General features: G+C 67.1%; 5 protein-coding genes. 1 reads left to right on the forward strand and 4 read right to left on the reverse strand.

Translation table 11 applies throughout. The features are described 5' to 3' along the window. Window positions 1-16: 16 nt before the first annotated feature. Complete coding sequence (locus ACFWMR_RS08765; protein WP_378377972.1) at window positions 17-880, forward strand: LysR family transcriptional regulator; 864 nt, start codon at window positions 17-19, stop codon at window positions 878-880. A 47-nt stretch (window positions 881-927) separates the two neighbouring features. Here ACFWMR_RS08765 and ACFWMR_RS08770 read toward each other — a convergent pair whose 3' ends face one another. The 4 genes from ACFWMR_RS08770 to ACFWMR_RS08785 form a co-directional block, all read right to left on the reverse strand. Next, complete coding sequence (locus ACFWMR_RS08770) at window positions 928-2,409, reverse strand: pentapeptide repeat-containing protein (protein WP_378377973.1); 1,482 nt, start codon at window positions 2,407-2,409, stop codon at window positions 928-930. Window positions 2,410-2,545: 136 nt separating this feature from the next. Continuing rightward, complete coding sequence (locus ACFWMR_RS08775; RefSeq protein WP_378377974.1) at window positions 2,546-3,436, reverse strand: aminoglycoside phosphotransferase family protein; 891 nt, start codon at window positions 3,434-3,436, stop codon at window positions 2,546-2,548. A 141-nt stretch (window positions 3,437-3,577) separates the two neighbouring features. After that, complete coding sequence (locus ACFWMR_RS08780) at window positions 3,578-11,956, reverse strand: SpvB/TcaC N-terminal domain-containing protein (RefSeq protein ID WP_378377975.1); 8,379 nt, start codon at window positions 11,954-11,956, stop codon at window positions 3,578-3,580. Between the two features lie 1,032 nt (window positions 11,957-12,988). Further along, a complete protein-coding gene (locus ACFWMR_RS08785) occupies window positions 12,989-17,578 on the reverse strand; it encodes an RHS repeat-associated core domain-containing protein (protein WP_378377976.1) in 4,590 nt (1,529 codons plus the stop codon). Window positions 17,579-17,603: the final 25 nt, after the last annotated feature.

Consider the following 17,603-nt stretch of genomic DNA (forward strand, 5'->3'; position numbering starts at 1 on the left):
GTGGTACTCCGGAGTAGTGATCGATCCGGTCCTGCTGCGCACTTTTCTCGCCGTGGCCGAGGCGGGCGGGTTCTCCGAAGCCGCCCGCCGGCTGGATCTCGGGCAGTCGACGGTGAGCCAGCATGTCCGCCGCCTCGAGACGGCGCTCGGCAGCGTGCTGTTCGAGCGCGACACGCACAGCGTGCGGCTCACCGGCGACGGCGAGACGATGACCGGATTCGCCCGTGGCATCCTCGACCAGCAGGACCGCGCACTGCGATATTTCTCCCGGCCGGGCCCACGCGGGCGGGTCCGGTTCGGGGTGTGCGAGGACTTCCTGCTCGGCCACGCCGCGGACGTCCTCGGCCGGTTCCGCAGCGCGCATCCGGGGATCGACCTCGAACTGTCGGTCGAGCTGAGCGAGGTGCTGCACTCCCGGCTCGCTGACGGAGACCTCGACCTGGTGCTGGCCAAGCGCGACTCCGGACAGGGCGTGCGACGGGATCCGCTCGTGTGGGTGAGTTCGCCCGGACTGGACCTGATCCCGGGCGAGCCGCTGCCGCTGGTCCTCTACCCGGAGCCGAGCGTCACCCGGGCCCGCGCGCTGAACGCGTTGCGCCGTAACGGTGTCCAGTGGCGGATCGGCTGCGTCAGCGAACGGCTCAACGGCCTACGGGCCGGGCTCGAAGCAGGACTCGGCGTCGGCCTGTTCGCGGCGTCCGTGGTCCCGGACGGGCTGGTCCCGGTCAGCGGGTTGCCCGATCCGGGATCGGTGACGTTCGTGCTGAGCCACCGGGGAACGGCACGCGGATCGGCGGCGGCGTTGGCGGACACGATCCTGTCGGCCCAATGGAGTCGATCGCCGCTCGCGTTTCGGCAGCCACCGCTTCCGCAGCGATAGCCGAAGTGGGTCGGAAGACCTCCCGAAAACACCTTCACCAGCGTCAGTCAGCCCTGGCTGGTGGGGTCATCGACTGTTCTGGAGAGGCCAGCGGGGCGAAAGGCCATGTCATCGGCCGTCGAGTCGTCGAACGAGCATTCACCGTTGAAGGTCGCCTCGCCGAACTCGGGGATACCGGAGAAGGTCGCCTTGTCGAACCAGGCGTCACCGGTGAAGGTCACCTCGCCGAACCGGGTGTCACCGTTGAAGGTCACCCTGCCGAACCGGGCATCGCCGGTGAAGGTCGCTTCGCCGAACCAGGCGTCACCAGTGAAGGTCGCCTCGCCGAACCGGGCGTCACCAATGAAGGTCACCTTGCTGAACCAGGCGTCACCGATGAAGGTCGCTTCGCCAAACCAGGCGGCATAGGAAAAGGACGCCTGGCTGAACAGAACGTCACCGATGAAGGTGGCCTGACCGAATAGAGCGTCATCAGTGAAGGTAACCCTGCCGAACTGGGCATCGCCGGTGAAGGTCGTCCCGCCGAACCAGGCGGCTCCGGTGAAGGTCGCTTCGTCGAACCGGGCGTCACCGGTGAAGGCCGCTTCGTCGAACCGGGCGTCCCTGGTGAAGGTCGTCCTGCCGAACCGGGCAGTGCCGGAGAAGATCGCTTTGCGGAAAGTGCTGGTTCCGACCCGGGCGCCGGTCAAGGCGAAGTCGATGAGCTGGGCGCCGGTGAGGTCCAGATCGAGCGCACCCCAGTAAGCGGTGTCACGGATGGGGTCGAGGTGATCGTGGAGGAGGCGTTGAGCGGTGAGCCGCACTTCGCGTTCCTGTACACGCTCGCGGTAGTTGTCACTTCTCTCGGTACCGGCGTCATCGTCATGGTCTGGCTCGGCTGGAGGATCGTAGGGCATGCGGAGGTAGGCGCAGAGGACGTTGACGATGGTCTGACGCTGGGTTTCGTTGTCCTGGGCGAGACGTTCGAGGGCGTAGAGGCCACCGAGCCGGACCGGGGCCTTGTCGGACCCGAGTTGTTCGACGGCCTTCGTGTACAACTCGGTGATCCGGCGGGCGGCGGCATCGACGTGGGCCTCGTTGGCGACGCGTTCCTGGTATGCCTGAGTGGCGGCGGCGACGGCCTGTTGGTGGGCGAGGACTTCGTATTGCTGGGCGAGGACGCGTTCGCGGTTGTCGAGGTCGGCTTCGGTGGAGTGCTGGCGGCGCCACGCCAGGTACAGGGCGACCACACCGCCGCTGCCGACACCGACGCTGAGCCCGATCTTCAGCGCGTCGAGACGGGTCTTCACCAGGTCCGCGCCGACGAGTCCGGCACCGGCGGTGGCAGGCCACCACAGCACAGTCACCACGCCCGCGGTCAGCACGGTGATCACGATCGCGGTGGTCCACATCGCGGCCCGGGTCAGCTCCGGCAGCCGCTTCACCGAAGACGGTGCCGGACCCGGCGCTGAGGAGGCGCTCGCGGCTGCCGGCCGCGCGTCGTCGGTCATGTCGAGGACGTCGCGGAAACCGGCCAGGACGTTGCACACCCACTAGCACCTTCGGAATTCCGGCCCTCACACGAGCCGCTGACGGGTAGGAGAAGCCGGAATGCCCCCGAGCACCCAACCAGCCGAGGAGTACTGCCGCGCGGCCCTTAAACAAGCAGGTTCAACGAAGCGTGCGTCAAACACCCTTCAGAACACGATCGAGTGCGGCCCGACCCGCAGGTCCCCAGTGAGGCTTCCCGCCAGGAAGCCCCCGATCTCCGTTCTGCCCCATGAGCATCAGAAAGAGGCTTTTCATCGCGGCCAACCCGCGGGCCCGCCGCATCGTCGCCTCGTCCGCATGCGCGTACGTGTCAAAGAATTGTGAGGCCGTGCCCGCGGGGAGCAGCACCCATGCGGCGGCGAGGTCCCACGCTGGATCACCGGCGAACAGGTCACCGAAGTCGACGATGCCCGACAGCGTTCCGTCCGAGACGACGACGTTCGCGGGATGGAGGTCGCCGTGCACCCACACCGGCGGGCCCTCCCACACCTGGGCGGCAACGGCGTCGTCCCAGACGGCCCGGACGTCGGCAGCGATGTCGTCAGGAGCAACGGCCTGGAAGAAGTTCTCGAAGCCGCCCGTGCAGTCCTTTGGATGGGCACCGCGGTCTTTAGCGATCGGCGCCTCGGCGGGCGCCGCCACATGGAGCGCCCGGAGGAAACCCGCCAGCGTGTCGGCCGCGTGGGCGCCGCGGTTGATCGAGCCGTGGTCCCCCGGCTCACCAGGAACCCACGTCATCACGGTCCAGTGCTTGGGGAAGCGCTCGGACGGTTCGCCGAACCGCACCGGGGTCGGCACCGGCAGCGGCAAGCGCGGGGCCAACACGGGTAGCCACCGCCGCTCCTTGAACTGGAGCTCCGGTGTGGAATCCATGCGCTGCATGCGCACTGCCAACTCGTTCCCGAGACGCCACATCTGGTTGCCCCAGCCGCCCGCCACCTCACGGATGGCCAGCCCCGCAAGGTCTGGATGTTGCTCCCGCAGCAGGTCGCGGACCAGGTCTCCAGTGATCTCGATCTCGGTCATACGACGTCACAGTACTGAGACGGCAGGCAGAGCGGCTCGACCGCCGGACCGGCGCACAAGCCGAAGGGCGGGTCGGCGAGATCGAAGACATCGACATGACCGTCACCCAAAGGACTTCCTTCACGGCAACCTGGTCAGGAATCACGAGGGCGGGACATGGAAGGTTCGCGGGCTGGACCTTCCGATGACATCGAAGTTCTGCGCCCACCCGGCGCGATGCAGATCATTCAGATCGGATGCTTGCCGCCACGGGCGCCAGCCGGTCGATTCCCAGTTGTAGTAGTCGTAGATGCTCACCTGATAGGTGATGTCGTAGCCACCGTCGGCGGTCGGCGTGACGACACCGCTGATCTGGAAGTCGAACGTACCGAGCGCGGCATACCAGTCCGGGTTGGACTTGTACTCCGCCCGATGATTGTTCGTGTAGCCGGTTTCGAAGGCAAAGGACTCTCGGTGACCGGACGGGAAGCCACTCCATACCTCCATCGCCGCCCTGAGGGCGATACCCTCGACTTTGCTTTGGAACCCGTCGATCTGCTTCAGCATGTTGTCGACATTGACGGTGTACTGACTCCCGGAATTGCTGAGGAAGTGCACCAGCATGTCCGCCGCGATCACCATCCCCGCATCACTGGCCGCCCCCGCGCCCAGCAACGCTTGTGCCCTGAGCGTCTGCAGCGTCGATTTCTCCACCAGGCTGGGCTTCCACGTGTCGTAGTTCTTCGGCCCCGATCCGTCCTTGTTGGCTTTCTCGTGATTCTCGGCCATCGGCGGTGGCGGCGGCGACGGAATCGCCGGTTGAGGTTCCCTGCCATCGGGGTCGGTCAAGATCACGGGGTTGTTGTGGGTGTAGCTGTAGACGGCGAGGTTCCGTGAATCGGTGATACCTCCCGCGGTCTTCGATCCGGCCATGAATTCGGCGAGGGCGGGATCGGTGCCTGCCCAGAGTTGTGTTCTGGGGTTGTAGTAGCGGGCGCCGTGATAGTAGAGGCCGGTCTCGTCGTCCAGTTCCTTGCCGGTGAACTTGTACGGAGTCCCACCGCGCCCGGCTTGTTCCTCCACCCAGGTTTCCCCGAACGGCATGTACTCGAGATGTTCGGTGACGGTGCCCAGGTTGTCGGTGACGTAGCCGGACGAGCCGAGATGGTCGGCGTGGAAGAAGGACTGGGCGTTCTCGACACCCTCGGCCGCGACGGTCTTCGTGGCGAGGCGATTGTCGCCGATGAAGATGTGCTTGTAGCCGGTCCCGTTCCGTTCGCTGTAGCCACGGTTGGGATAGAGGGATTGACCGTCACCGTTCTTGACGACGCGTTCACCGGCCGCGTCGTAGGTGTAGGTGACGGCCGCACCGGCGCAGCCCGCCGGCGTCTGAGGAACCGCCGTGGTGGCGTCGTCGGAGTTGCAGGCGAGGCGGTTTTCCTCGTCCCACACGTACTGACGTCGTTTGCCGCCCGCCGCGGTGTTCACCGTGTCGGTGAGATTGCCGTTCGCGTCGTAGGCCTGGGTGATCGGGCCGACCTTGCTCGGCGCGTGCGGTTTCCCGCTCCCGTAGTCGTACCGGTAGTCGTAGCTGGTCTTGTCCTGGACCTCGGCCGGGTTGGCCGGATCCTCGACCGGCTCGATCGGACCGGACCACGTCGGGCCCGACGCAGGGCTTCCCCCGCCGCCCCCGACCGGCGACGTCGCGCCCTGGTTCAGCGATGCCTTCTCCACCCCCGCCGGAGCGAGGGATCCGGTTATCTCGTGGTGCTGGGTCTTGGTGGTGGTGTTGTGGACGGAGTCATACCCCAGTGCCAAAGAGTACTTGTCCTGTTGGTTGTTCTTGGTGGTGTACTGGCCATTGGCGCTGGTCAGCCGGTAGAGGTCGTCATAGCCGTAGGTCTGGCTGCTGGGCCCGCCGATCGTTCCGTTCCCCGGCACCTCGTTGGCCAGCTTCGTGATGTTGCCGACCTTGTCGTAGGTGTAGCCGAGATTCTGGAATTCGGTGCCGCCCGGCGCTTTCGACTTCAGGGTGGCGAGCCTGCGGTCGGCCTGGTCGTAGGTGTAGGTCGTGCGTACCCCGTTACCGGCCTCCTGCACGACCTTCTGGCCGAACTTGTCGTAGTCGAGCCGGTTGAGATACGTGTAGCCGGTGCCGTTCTTGGTGCCGGTGGCGCGAACGACTTGACCGCCGCTGTCGTAGGTGTAAGTGAGGACCTCGGTGTCCGGATAGGTCATTTGCAGGACACGGTTGAACGCGTCGAAGCGCCACTGGCTGGTGTAAGCGCGGTCCGCCTGCCCGGCGATCTTGATGGTGCGGGTCTCGCGGACGGTCTCCCCGAGCGGGCCGAAACCGCGCGTGACGGTACCCGCGGCGTCGCGGATTTCGGTGACCCGACCCGCGGCGTTGTCGGGGGCGCCCGGTCCGCCGTAGGTGTAGGTGACGTTGTTGGCCGGGAAGGTCGGATATCGGACCGCCTTGAGGCGATTCTGGTCGTAGTCGTACTCGACCTGCTTGGCCGCCGCAGTCATGCTCGCGGTGACCTTCGCCGTCGTGTTCCCCGCCAGGTCGTAGCGGGTCTCGGTGCGACCGGCGTCCGGGCTGTCCAGGACGGTGCGGCGGCCGAGGGTGTCGTACTCGGACCGGGTGGTGTTGTTCTTGTCGTCCACCACGGCGGTGAGCCGGCCGAGCGGATCGTGGCCGTAACCGGTCCAGATGACCGGCTGCCCACCCGCCGGATTGAACTCCTTCACCGCGGTCGTCAGTTCGCGGACGTCCTGGTAGGTGCGCTTCTGTTTGCCGTTGCCGTCGGTGACGGTCGTCTCGAACCGGGTCGTTCCGGCCCTGTCGGGGCCGAATCCGTAGGTCGTGGTGCTGGTGACCTCGTCCGGCTCGACCGTCTTGACCGGCCGGTCGAGCGCGTCGAACGATACGCGCGTCGGCGCCACCGTGTCGAAGGCGGCGTTGAAGGTGCTGTTGTCGCCGGTCTTGGGTTCGGTGACCGGGTGGTACTGCTCCACCACCCGCCCGGCGAAGTCGAACTTGACGCGCCCGGACACGGTCATGACCTGTTCCGGCTCGTCACCGGGCTTCTCCGCGACGGTGGCGTCCTTCTTCGTCTGCAGGAGACGCTTGAGGCCGTCGGCGAAGGTCACGGTGTCGATGGTGTCCTCGCGCACGCCTGCGGCGTCGCGGTCGAGGTGCCGGGTGGTGGCGTAGGGAACGGCGGCTTCGGGGTGGTAGTCGAAGTCGATCGTGGCCTTGCCGGACCCGATCTCGTACGGCCCGGTGACGGTGTCGAGCCGTCCGACACTGTCGTAGACGCGCAGTACCAGTTGGCCGTTCTGGTCGGTGGTGCGCTCCGGCTGACCGTACTTGAGGTTGTGCGTAGTGCTCGATCGCAGTCCGAAACTGTCCACGATGGACTCGATGTGGACGCCGACGACTGTGTCGTAGCCGTACTCCAGCCGATAGCGCTGACCGGACCGGTTGGCGGGATTGGTGACCGATTTCAGGTTCCCGTCCGGGTAGTACTCCATGTCGGTGTCGGCCGAAACACTGTCGGTGAGGTACTGGCGGATCTGCCGCATCGCCCCGGATCCGCAGTCCACTGTGGATTCACTGTGCCGGGACACCGCGTCGCCGACCGTACCGCGCTGCTTGACCAGGTTGACGACACCGACGATGTTGCGGTCCCGGCAAGCCGGATCGGACGCGCTGTAGCCGTAGGTGGTTTCCACATCGTCGGCGGCGCCGACATCGGCCGCGTCGAACGACCGGATCAGGTTGCCGTACTCGTCGTAGGACATCTCGACCCGCGTGGACTTACCGGGTTCGGCGGCGCCTTCATAGAAGTGCTTGTCCACTTTGGTCAGTTGCGGGAACACACTGGCCGATTTCGCCGCTCCCCCGTCGGCGTCGCGGAGCTGGTAGGTGTTGACGGTTTCGGCGAGTGGCCGTCCGGCGCCGTCCGCGGTCAGGGTGCGGGCGAGCAGCCCGACCGTGTACGGGCCGTCGGTGCGGTATTCGTCGGTGGTCGAGCGATAGAGCGCGTCGGCCGCACCAGGGTCGCGCTGCTCGGTGACGACCTTGCCGAAGCCGCGGAATTCGCGTTCGAGCCTGTCGTACTCGCCGTTTTCGTAGCGATAGGTGGTGAGCTGGGTGTCGGCTCCGTCGCCGCGATGGCCGTCGGACACGGTGGTACGGGACAGGACCCAGCGAGATTCGGGCATGGCCTGGGTGTTGCCGGTGCGGGTGTAGTCAAGGTCGACGCGCCCGCCCATCGGCCTCGTCATCGAGCGGAGCAGGTTGGTGCGGCCGGTCTGGTTGGACGCGACGAGCAATTCGTTGTCGCGGGTGGATTTGACGTGGTCCGCCAGCCCGTCGCCGTTGACGTCACGGAGGCCGATCTCGCTACGGCCGATGCCGGTGGAGGCGTCGGCGCCGGGGTTGAACACCAGGAAACCACCGAAGGGCATCGGGAAGCCGAAGGTGAAGTAGGCACCGCCGGCGAGGTTCGCGCTCTTGTCGACCGCGACCTCGCTGAACCCGCCGCGGAACGGCACGGGCGCCACGAAACCGCTACCGGTGTTGACCGCCACGGAGATCGGTTGCCCGGCCTCGCCGGCGAACACGCGGTCGGCCAGGCCATCCCCGTTGACGTCGGCCAGGCCGGCCTTGGTCGTCGTCGCGCCCAGCGTCGCCGACACGCCGCCCGCGAAGCCGTAGTTGTCGAGGTTGACCCCGAGGTTGACTCCGACGTTCCCGGTCTGGGCTGTGTTGACCGCGCCCGCGGGCCACGGCTCCGGGTCAGCGAACGAGTAACCCAGATTCAGCGCGACCTTGCCGTCGGCGTGGACCTTGTCGGGCAGGCCGTCACCGTTGATGTCGAGCAGATCCCGCACCGTCGCCGACTCACCACCGCCGACGCTGCCGCCGATTCCCAGCGCGGGCATTTCCAACCCCGCCCTGGCGGTGGTCGAAGCGGCGTCCGCTTCGGGCGCGTCGGTACCGCGAGCGGTACCCATCGTCCGCGCGGGGCTGCCCGCCCCCGCGGACACCGACACCGCGACCGAGTTCGTGTCACGCACTGTCCCGTTCAGCGACCCCCGCGTCCCGCCGAGCCCACCGGTCATATCCGAATACTGGATCCCGCTGCTTCCCACGACATCGGGGAACCTGTCCCCGTTGAGGTCGAGGAAGTCGACACCACCGGCAGTGATGCCGCCCGCCAGGCTGCCGCCGACCGGGCCGACGCCGAGCGTGGTCGAGACCTGCACGGTCATCCCCCGGCGCGGCACACCCTTCGCCCCGGCCACATCGGCGTCGGAGACGACGTCGATGGTGTCCATGCCGTACCGGGAACTGGCGGTCGTGCCGGGCCCGACCCAGGTGTTCTCGTCCGCGCCCGCCCATCTGCCCTCGGCGGGCATCGGCACGAGCACCGCGAGCCTGGGCATGGTCACCTTCGGATCCGCCTTGAACCCGGGCACGTCCTCCTCTTTGGGCGCCTTGGGCAGCGAGTCGCGGAAGCTCTCGTCCAGCACCAGATCGCTTTCCACGATCGGCTTGGTCGCCCGGTCACCTTGCGCCTGATAACCGATCACCCCCCACCCGCGGTAGGGCTGGGCGAACGCGCCCGGCTTCGCGGACGCGGACACCGTGGCGGACACCTGCGGCAGGAAGAACGGGTTGAAACCGACCATCGCCGACGCGCTGATCAGCGTGGGCGCCTTCTCTTCTTGGGAGGCGAAGTCGAAGAACAGCTCATCGCCCTGAGTGACCTGCACCGTCATCCGCGGCGGCGTCGGCTTGGGAGTCAGTCCGCCGGGGATCTCGATGACCTGCTTGCCCAGCAGCTGCCCGCCGCGCTTCTTGATCGTGAACACGAACGTGTGATTGTCCTTGTCCATCACGATCGGGTTGATGAAAGGCTGCACGAACAGTTGACCGGTCTGGCCCGCCGTCCAGGCCTTCTGTGGTGTAGAGCCATTCGACACCGGATACATGTCGAGGTCGTACGGCGGGTTGATCACGATCGTCGGCTTGCCGTTCTCGTCGACAACGGTCTCCACTCCTTCCGCCTGGGTGTAGTGCGCCTGGGGCACCCACTTCAGCGCGCTCGGATCGATCGCGGAATCCGCCCGCAAACGCCACGACAAACTGTCCTTCGCCGTCACCGGAACGCTCACGTCGATCGGGGTGGTACCGGTCGAGGCGGCGGGCAACTTCTTGTTGACTACGTCCTTGCCGTTGCGGGTGATCACCACTCTCAGGTCGTCGGAGGTCACCTTGTCCTTGACCACGTCACCGGTCAGCTTCAAGGTTCCGGTCACCGGCGCGGTGACCTGGGACTGCCGCCCGGACAGGGTGAAGTCCTTGGACGCGGAGAACACGGAGTTGCTCAACCCGTTGACATCGATACTCGCGCTGCCGGCATAGGTGATCGTCGGATCCCATGCCACGGTGTCGTACATCCCGTCCAAAATGGACTGGGTGCGGAAGTAGATCGCCTCTCCCTTGCGCACCGCGATCGCGCTGACACCTGTCGGCGCGAACTCCAGGTAATCGTCCGGGCCGATCCGCTGGGCCCACAACTCGGTGCCTTTGTGCTGGATCGTCACGCGCACCCCGTCGGCCTTCTGATACGCGGCGCGCTGCGGCGACATGTCCTTCTCCAACCGCACCCGCCCGTCGATGCGCACTGTCCCGTCGAACGGCGCGACCCACCGGCGCACGCTGTCCAGCAACGGCGCGGTGTCCACCGCCCGGTCGAACGCCGCCCGCTGGTCGCCGACGAACTCCCCCGACGCCACTCCCCCGGACACCGGGACCGAGGTCCGCTTGCTGTCCTCGCTGTAGGCGGGCTGACCTTTCGCGTCCAGATAGCCGAACAACACACCGCCGTTGTTGACCAGGTCGGTGATCCCGTCGCCGTTGACATCGGAGAAGTAGCGATCCGATGTGGTGATCGTGGAGACCAGATCCAGCTGCGCCGCGGCCCCGGCGAAGGCCTCCACGCCGATCGTGCCGGACAACGTCGACTCCGAGGAGATGGCGGGGAGCCCCGGCAGCTTGAGCGCGGTGTCGCCGAAGCGTGGTTGCCCGCCCGGTGTGGCCAGATTCGGCCGGTACCAGACCTCGCCGCCCTTGCGGAACACCTTGTCCGGCAGGTTGTCGCCGTTGACGTCGGCCAGCGCGAGCAGCCCGTCGGAGACACCGGCGTTGGCGCCGATCTTCACCCCGGCCGAGCCCGATTTGATCGGCGCGACCGGGTTGTAGCCCGTGTACAGATGCCCGCCCGCGCTCACCGACGTACTCGCCGACAACGCGGACGCCTCCCCTTCACGTACGTTCACCCCGAGGTCGTCGTCGGCGACCGCCCATTTCGCGCCCTCGGCGAATCCGCGATAATTACCGTCCTTGTCGCGGACGTCATCGAAGTAGTCCATGGAGTGCGTGGTGAAAAGGCGGTTGTCCGCACCGAACTGCGAGATCGACGCGAGCAGCGTCTTGGCGAACGCACCGGTCCGGTAGTTCAGCTCGTAGGCGCGGACCAGTTGGTCGTCCAGCTTCACCTCGACCCGTCGCAGCAGGTCGGCGGTCACCTTCTTGAAGCCGCCGCGGGCGTCGATCTGCACGTCCGCACGGCGCGGCTCGCCACGGTCCCTGTCGCGCAGGAACGTCACCGAGTATCTGCCTTCGGCGTCGCCATGGCCTGTGTAGGTGATCCGTTGCGGATACAGGTTGCCGCCCGGCACCTTCGCTTCGGCGGTCCCACCGTCGTTCACCTTGGCGTGGCGGTAGCGCATGACATTGTCGTGGGTGTCACGGATCTCGCGTACCGCCCAGGTGGCGACGCGGCCTGCCTTGTCGGTCAGCGTCGTGTCGGCTGTCCCGCCGAACAGCATGCGGGTGCCCGCCTTGTCGGTGACCTCCCACCAGTAACCGGCCGGATTGTCTCCATGGCGCACGATCCGATCGAACCGGCTTTCCACCCGGGCGTGGAACACCTTCTCCGCCGTCCGCTTCTGTAGCTCGCCCCGGTGGGCGACGGGGGTGAGCTGCGCACCGTTCAGGAGGTAGGTCTCGGTCTCCAGGCCGGCGTCGTACCGCGGCACGCCCCAGCGGGTGTCCACCGTGATGGACGGCAGGGCGACGTCCCATCCGACACCCAGCCAGCCGTTCGCACCTCCGGAGCCGTACTTCACCTCCAGCTTCGGCTCCAGGCCCGCTCTCCCCTTGGGCACCTCCAGGGGATACGACAAGCGGGCATCACCCATGGCGTTCGCCGACGGCGGCCCGATCAGGTTCACCCCGGCCCCCGGATCAGCCGCTTTGATGTCCTTGATCTGATTCGGATCGAAGGCCGTCCCCTCCGGATGCTCCGGAGTCGTCAACGCCCCGTTCTCACCCGAGACCCGCACCGAGGCGGGCGGACCCGCGCTCGGAACCGTCATCGCCACCAACGCCAGGAACAACGCGACCACCATCGCCTTGTGGCGATGACGAACAGGACGAGCCCACGCGAAGGCAAACATGCCCTCGACCCCCTTTGGAATCAGGAAATCGGCTTCCGGGTCCGGCGAAGAACAGCGATTTCTGTCGCGCACGGAATAGAGCGGTGACGCATTCGGCCGAACTGCTCCATCCGGATCAGCTGTGATTCCTGCGAAAAGACGTGAGATTCGACCTCGGGTGAGGCTATCGGCTGTCCATGAAATTCTGATGAAACGCCCGTCCATCGTCCTGCATTGGGAACGAGGAAGGCAGGCTGTCCGATCGGTTGGGGAAAAACCGTCCGGTTCGGTGCGCCTGACGCGGGCGCTCAGGCGCGGCGCGGTGCCTGGCTTGGGTCGCCTTGATGATGATTCCGCCTCCCCCGCCTACGCCGCGCCGTGACCGCTCATTCCACCACTGGAAGTTCCATGCGCAGGGCCGTTCGACCAGCTCTTTGACCCTTGGGTGCACGACTGGGCGGGCTACGACTTATTGACGAGAGGGGCAAACGTGTCGTGTTCGCAAGCGGGCCGTGCCGGATCGAGGGCTCCCTTCGCCGCGTCCGATGCGCTGAAGGGAGGCTTCAGTGTCGCGGATCCAAATCGGCCGCCCTCTGACCGTCCCCCCAGGACGCCCCCTCAGTGACAAAATGTCTGATTGATGCCCATGTGCACGTTTTGCGAAGGGGGTCGTGAGCGGCAAAGCGGGTTCTAACCCTCTTTACCACTCACGACCCCTGCCAAAACTGCACATCTAGCCATCAATCGGACATCAGGAAGCCATAGAGCGTCCTCTGTGGACACTCAGGGACGACTGCCGCCCGCAGCCCGGCCCAGAAGCACGCCACAAAGGGCACCTCCGACCTCGGATCCAGCGAAGGGTCCTTCGCCGCAAGAGGCCCAGTCACGCCACATTTGACTTACCCCTCAATAGATCCGGGATGCTTGTTCGCCAGTTCTCTCGCCGGACTGGGAAGTGAGCGCCGACCTCATCGACCAGATGGTCGACGAGGTCGTCCCGCGCCATCGACTGAATCCCGTCGGCATCCGAGCGGTCGATCGGCCTCTCGTTCGTCATGTCGGATTCGCGGGAAGGGGGAAGATGAATCCGGTCTGCCCGGTCCCCTCGCCCAGGTATTCAGGCCCGACCACCTGAGCACCATGCTGGTTCCACAATGTCGTGCCACAAGGCGTACACACGGGCCTGCTCGCGCCGCCGGCTATCGGCGTCCATCCCTGATTCCGGATGACGGCCATCCCGTTCATCTCGGCGTGCCGATCGACTCCACCGGGTACGCGAACCAGTAGATCACCGGGCTGAGCGGCTCCTCGCTGCGCTTTGGTGAAGTCGTCTCCGCCATTCTGCGTGACGACATTGAATTCGTTGCCCTGACTGTCGCGCACCCTGATCACGGACACCGTGTTGTATTCGCCGGTTCGCGGATTGAGCATGCGGTGGTAATAGGAGGCCCGGTCGCCGAGATCGGCGGCGAGCTGTTCCTGGCACGGGGTGAGCCCGAGCGGGTCCAGCCAGGTGTGCGGGTTGGGCACGTACTGATGGGGGTTGGCTCCCCCTCGCAGGCCGATCGGGTCGGCGCTGCCGTATCGGGCGGAATCGGGATCGTAGTGGCGCAGGACGTTGTAGTTGAAGCCGGTTTCCGGGTCGTGGTACTGGCCGGGGAAACGCAACGGGGTGCCGGTTCCCGCGCCGCCCCGGCTCAACGCCGTGGCACCCCAGAGCGTCGTGCGGTGGAACCAGGCCACGTCGCCTCGGTCGTCCACCAGCTCGGTCGGCGTGCCCACCAGATCGGTGATGATCGAATAGAACTGTTCGTCGATCCATTGCTGCGGCGCGTGGCGCAGCGGTGATCGCTCGGTCTGGGTCAGCGGGCGGCCGGTGTCCGGTTCGCAGTTCCACACCGTGACACGGGCGTCCCCCGGACCGGTGCCGACCGTGTGCGCCTGTTCGGCCAGCACGAGCCCGTCCCAGGCGAATTCGATCTGCTCCAGCACCCCGGAACCGTCGGGAGTGAGCCGCTGCTTGGCGATCCGGCGGCCGAGCGCGTCGTAACGGTAACGCCAGCGGGTGCCGTCAGGGGTGAGCACCTCGGAAAGGCAGTCGTCGGAGTTCCAGAAGTACCGCCACGTGTCGGGGCGACGGGACAACCGCTTCCGTTGCCGCAGCACCACCCGGCCCTGGGCGTCGTGCTCATAGCGGACGTTGCCGGCCCGGCGGATCAGTGTGCCACGGTATTCCCGTGCGCCGAATTCCTCGCCGGTCGGCTCGGGAGAGGTCGGCAACGACGCGTGCGCGACGTTTCCCGCGGCGTCGTAGGCATATCGCTCGCTCCAGCCCGAGCCGCTGACGGCCACGACCCGGCCCACGCGATCGAGGTCGAACCGGCGCGGACCGGTGAGCCGATCGTCCATGGCCGTCAGGAAACCGTCCTCGCGGTACCGGTAGGAACGTCGCTGTGTCTCGGTTCCCGTGGCATCGGTGAGTGACTGCGAGCGCAGCCGGTGGCCGCCGTCCCAGGACTGGGCGAGTACCGCCTGACTGCCCCATTCCCGCCGGGTTTCGTTGCCCGCGCTGTCGTAGGCGAAGCGCAGCGTGCGCCCGGCGGTGTGCAGCGACACCGGCCGGGGACCCGCGTCGTAGTCCCACACGCTCTCCGCTCCGGACGGCGTGCGGCGGCGGACCAGCCTGCCGAGCGGATCGTAGACCGAGGCGACGGTGCGGCCGTTGACCGTCTCGGTGAGCACCCGTCCGTCCAGGTCCCGGGTGAAGGTGACACGCGCGTCCGGGTTCGTCGCTTCGATCACGCGGCCCGCCGCGTCGTAGGCGAACGTGGTGACCGCCGCGCCGTTGCGGCGTTCCACGACGCGCCCGAGGACGTCGTAGTGGAACTGCGCGGTCTCCCCCACGCCGTTGACGCGTTCGACCAGCTGCCCGGCCGCGTCGTGCCGGTATGTCAGCACCCGGCCGTTGAAGTCGGTCTCCCGCACCAGATCGCCCGCCACGTTGTATTCGTAGCGCCACACGAGGCCTTGCTGGTTGGTGACGCTGGTCAACCGGAGTTCGGTGTCGTAGCCGTACTCCATGCGGGTGCCGTCGGGACGAGTCTCGGCGGAGGGCAGGTCGGCATGGGTGACCTCGGTGCGATGGATCTGGCCGAGGGCGTCGACATAGGTACGCAGGTTGCCTTCGCCATCGTAGATCCACCGTTGCGTGGTCCCGTCCGGCGAAGTCTCCCAGGCAGGCAGGCCGTCCACGGTCCAGCCGAACCGCGTGGTGGCTCCGGCCGGATCCACCACGGCGGAGACCCGCCCGAATCCGTCCCGCTCGTACCGGGTGACCGCGCCCGAGGGATCGGTGACCGACACCGGCAGTCCGGCGTCGTTGCTCAGGATGGTGCGCACTCCGCCGAGAGGGTCCGTGATCGTGGAGAGGTTCCCCTGCTCGTCGTAGCCATAGCCGCTCGCGCGGCCCGCCGCGTCGATCGTGCGGGTGAGATTGCCGCGCTCGTCGTATTCCTGCCGTGAAACCGTCCCGTCCGCCGCGATCATCGTCACCGGCAGCCCGAGACCGTTGTGCTCCAACCGGGTCTGCGAGCCATCCGGCCGGGTCACCGCCACCACGTTCCCGAACTCGTCGTGCTCGTACCGCACTGTCCGGCCCAGCGGATCGGTCCGGGAGAGCAGCCGGTCGAAGGCGTCCCATTCCGAACGGACCTCGTGCCCTGCCGGGTCGACCTCACGCACGGTCTGGCCCAGTTCGTTGAGGTGGTAGACGGTCTGCTGTCCCAGCGAGTTGGTCCATCGCCGCACCTTGTCCTCGTACGCCATGGTGCCGCTGAGGAATCCGCCGGAACCTTCGGCTCGCACCACCCGCCCCTCGGAGTCGTAGCCGTAGCGGTACCAGGCACCGTTGCGGTCGGTCCAGCCGGTCATCCGGCCGGCGCCGTCGTAGCCGAACCGCAGCGGTGTCCCGGAGGCGTTGGTGACCTCGGCGAGCCGGCCGTGCTCGTAGCCGTACCGCAGTAACAGCAGGTCGGCACCGTCGTCAGCGCCACACAGGTGCAGCGCGCGGATCATCCCGCCCGCCGACTCGACCCGGATGCGATAGCCCCCGCTGTGGCGGATCTCGGTCGGCACTCCGGCGTCGTCGCGGACGAACTCGACGCGGTGCCCGTTGCGATCGGTGATGGCGCGCAAGGGCAGCACCCCGGTGCCGCCGCCGAAATGCAGCGTCCGGCCCTGCTCCGGCAGGGTGACCGTGTAGCCCTCGCCGGTCAACGCCAGCGGCCGCCGCGGCCCTGCCAGCGGCAGGGATTGCGGCATCGGATGCGGGTAGAACAGGAGCGTGCCGTCATCGCCGGCGAACGACACCCCTTCCCCGTCGACCTCCAGCCGTTGGTCCACAGTGGACGCCCAGTTCGGGCCGAACGACCAGCCCGCCCGGTAGGAGGACAGGTGCACGCGGCGCAGCACCAGCGGCAGCGCCGCGGCCAGTTCGACGTCGGTCTGCGCGAGCACCACGTCACCGGCGGCCACGTCGATCGGGTCACCGCAGGTGTTCTTGTTCTTGTCGGGAACCCCGTCCTGCCGCGGACCGCGGCTGTTCCCCCGGACACCCGGCCCCGCACCCGAAGCGGAGGTCGAATTGTTCCCGCCGGAAGGGCCACGACCCGGTGGCGGCGCCCCGCCCGGCCCGTGTGTGCCGCCCTGGTCCGTCTCGCCATGCGGCCGCGAACCGCCGCCGCTGTTCCCACCACCGGTCCCGCCAGTGTTCGTCGATCCCGGACCAGCGCTGGAGGTCGTGGTCGAGTCCCCGGACGAGTTGCCGTCCTTGCCCGGCGATCCCTTCGAGGAGTTGATGTCCTTCGGTTTGGGTGGGGCCTTGGGCTTGCCGCCCTTGAGGCCCTTCAACGCCTTCCCGGCGTCATCGAAGAGCGTCCCGGCCTTCTTCAGCAACGGCACCAACGCCTTGAGTGCCTTCACCAGCTTCGTGGTGACGCTCGCGATCTTCGACGCCGTCTTCGCCACCGCGGCCACCACCTGCGGCACCACCCACGTCATCCCGATCCCGAGTGTGAACACCACCTGCAATGCCCACGAGATCAGATGCCCGACCAGTTCGGCGATGATGTCGCGGACCAGCGTGCGGACCGCGGCCACCACCTCGCCCGCGGTCTTCACCCCGCTGGCCGCGCCCTCGGAACCCTTCTGCGCGCTGGCGATCAGGGTCGCGGTGTTCTCGGCCTGCTTGCGGTACGCGTCGGCCGAGTCACCCTTCCAGCTCTGCAGATCCTTCTCGACCAGATCCACCAGCTCCGCGGAGACGCTCTCCAGCTCCTTGGCGATGTTGGTCCAGGTCTCCGACTGCGCCGCGATCTCGTCCGCGTTGCCCGTCAGCGCGTTCAGCGCCTCCTTCAGCGGGCCGACATGCTCGATCAACCAGCCGACCCCGGCGGCGAAGACCGCGCCGATCGGGTCCATCGCCATCGTCAGGGCGTCCAGGGCGGTCCCCACCGCGCCCATCGCCACACCGGCCCAGTCCTTGCTCTCGATCGCCGTCTTCAGCTCCGTCGCGCCCTCCAGCAACGGAATACCGGACACCGCCGTCGTCGAGTCCTTCACCGGCGCGACCAACGGATTACTCACGAGATCCTGCTCACTTCCCAGTCGG

It is taken from the genome of Amycolatopsis thailandensis (genome assembly GCF_042723255.1).
GTDB classification, from domain to species: domain Bacteria; phylum Actinomycetota; class Actinomycetes; order Mycobacteriales; family Pseudonocardiaceae; genus Amycolatopsis; species Amycolatopsis thailandensis.

Coding starts and splice junctions, on each gene's coding strand:
- ACFWMR_RS08780 (WP_378377975.1), bottom strand. CDS start 11,956: ATGTTTGCCTTCGCGTGGGCTCGTCCTGTTCGTCATCGCCACAAGGCG.
- ACFWMR_RS08775 (WP_378377974.1), bottom strand. CDS start 3,436: ATGACCGAGATCGAGATCACTGGAGACCTGGTCCGCGACCTGCTGCGG.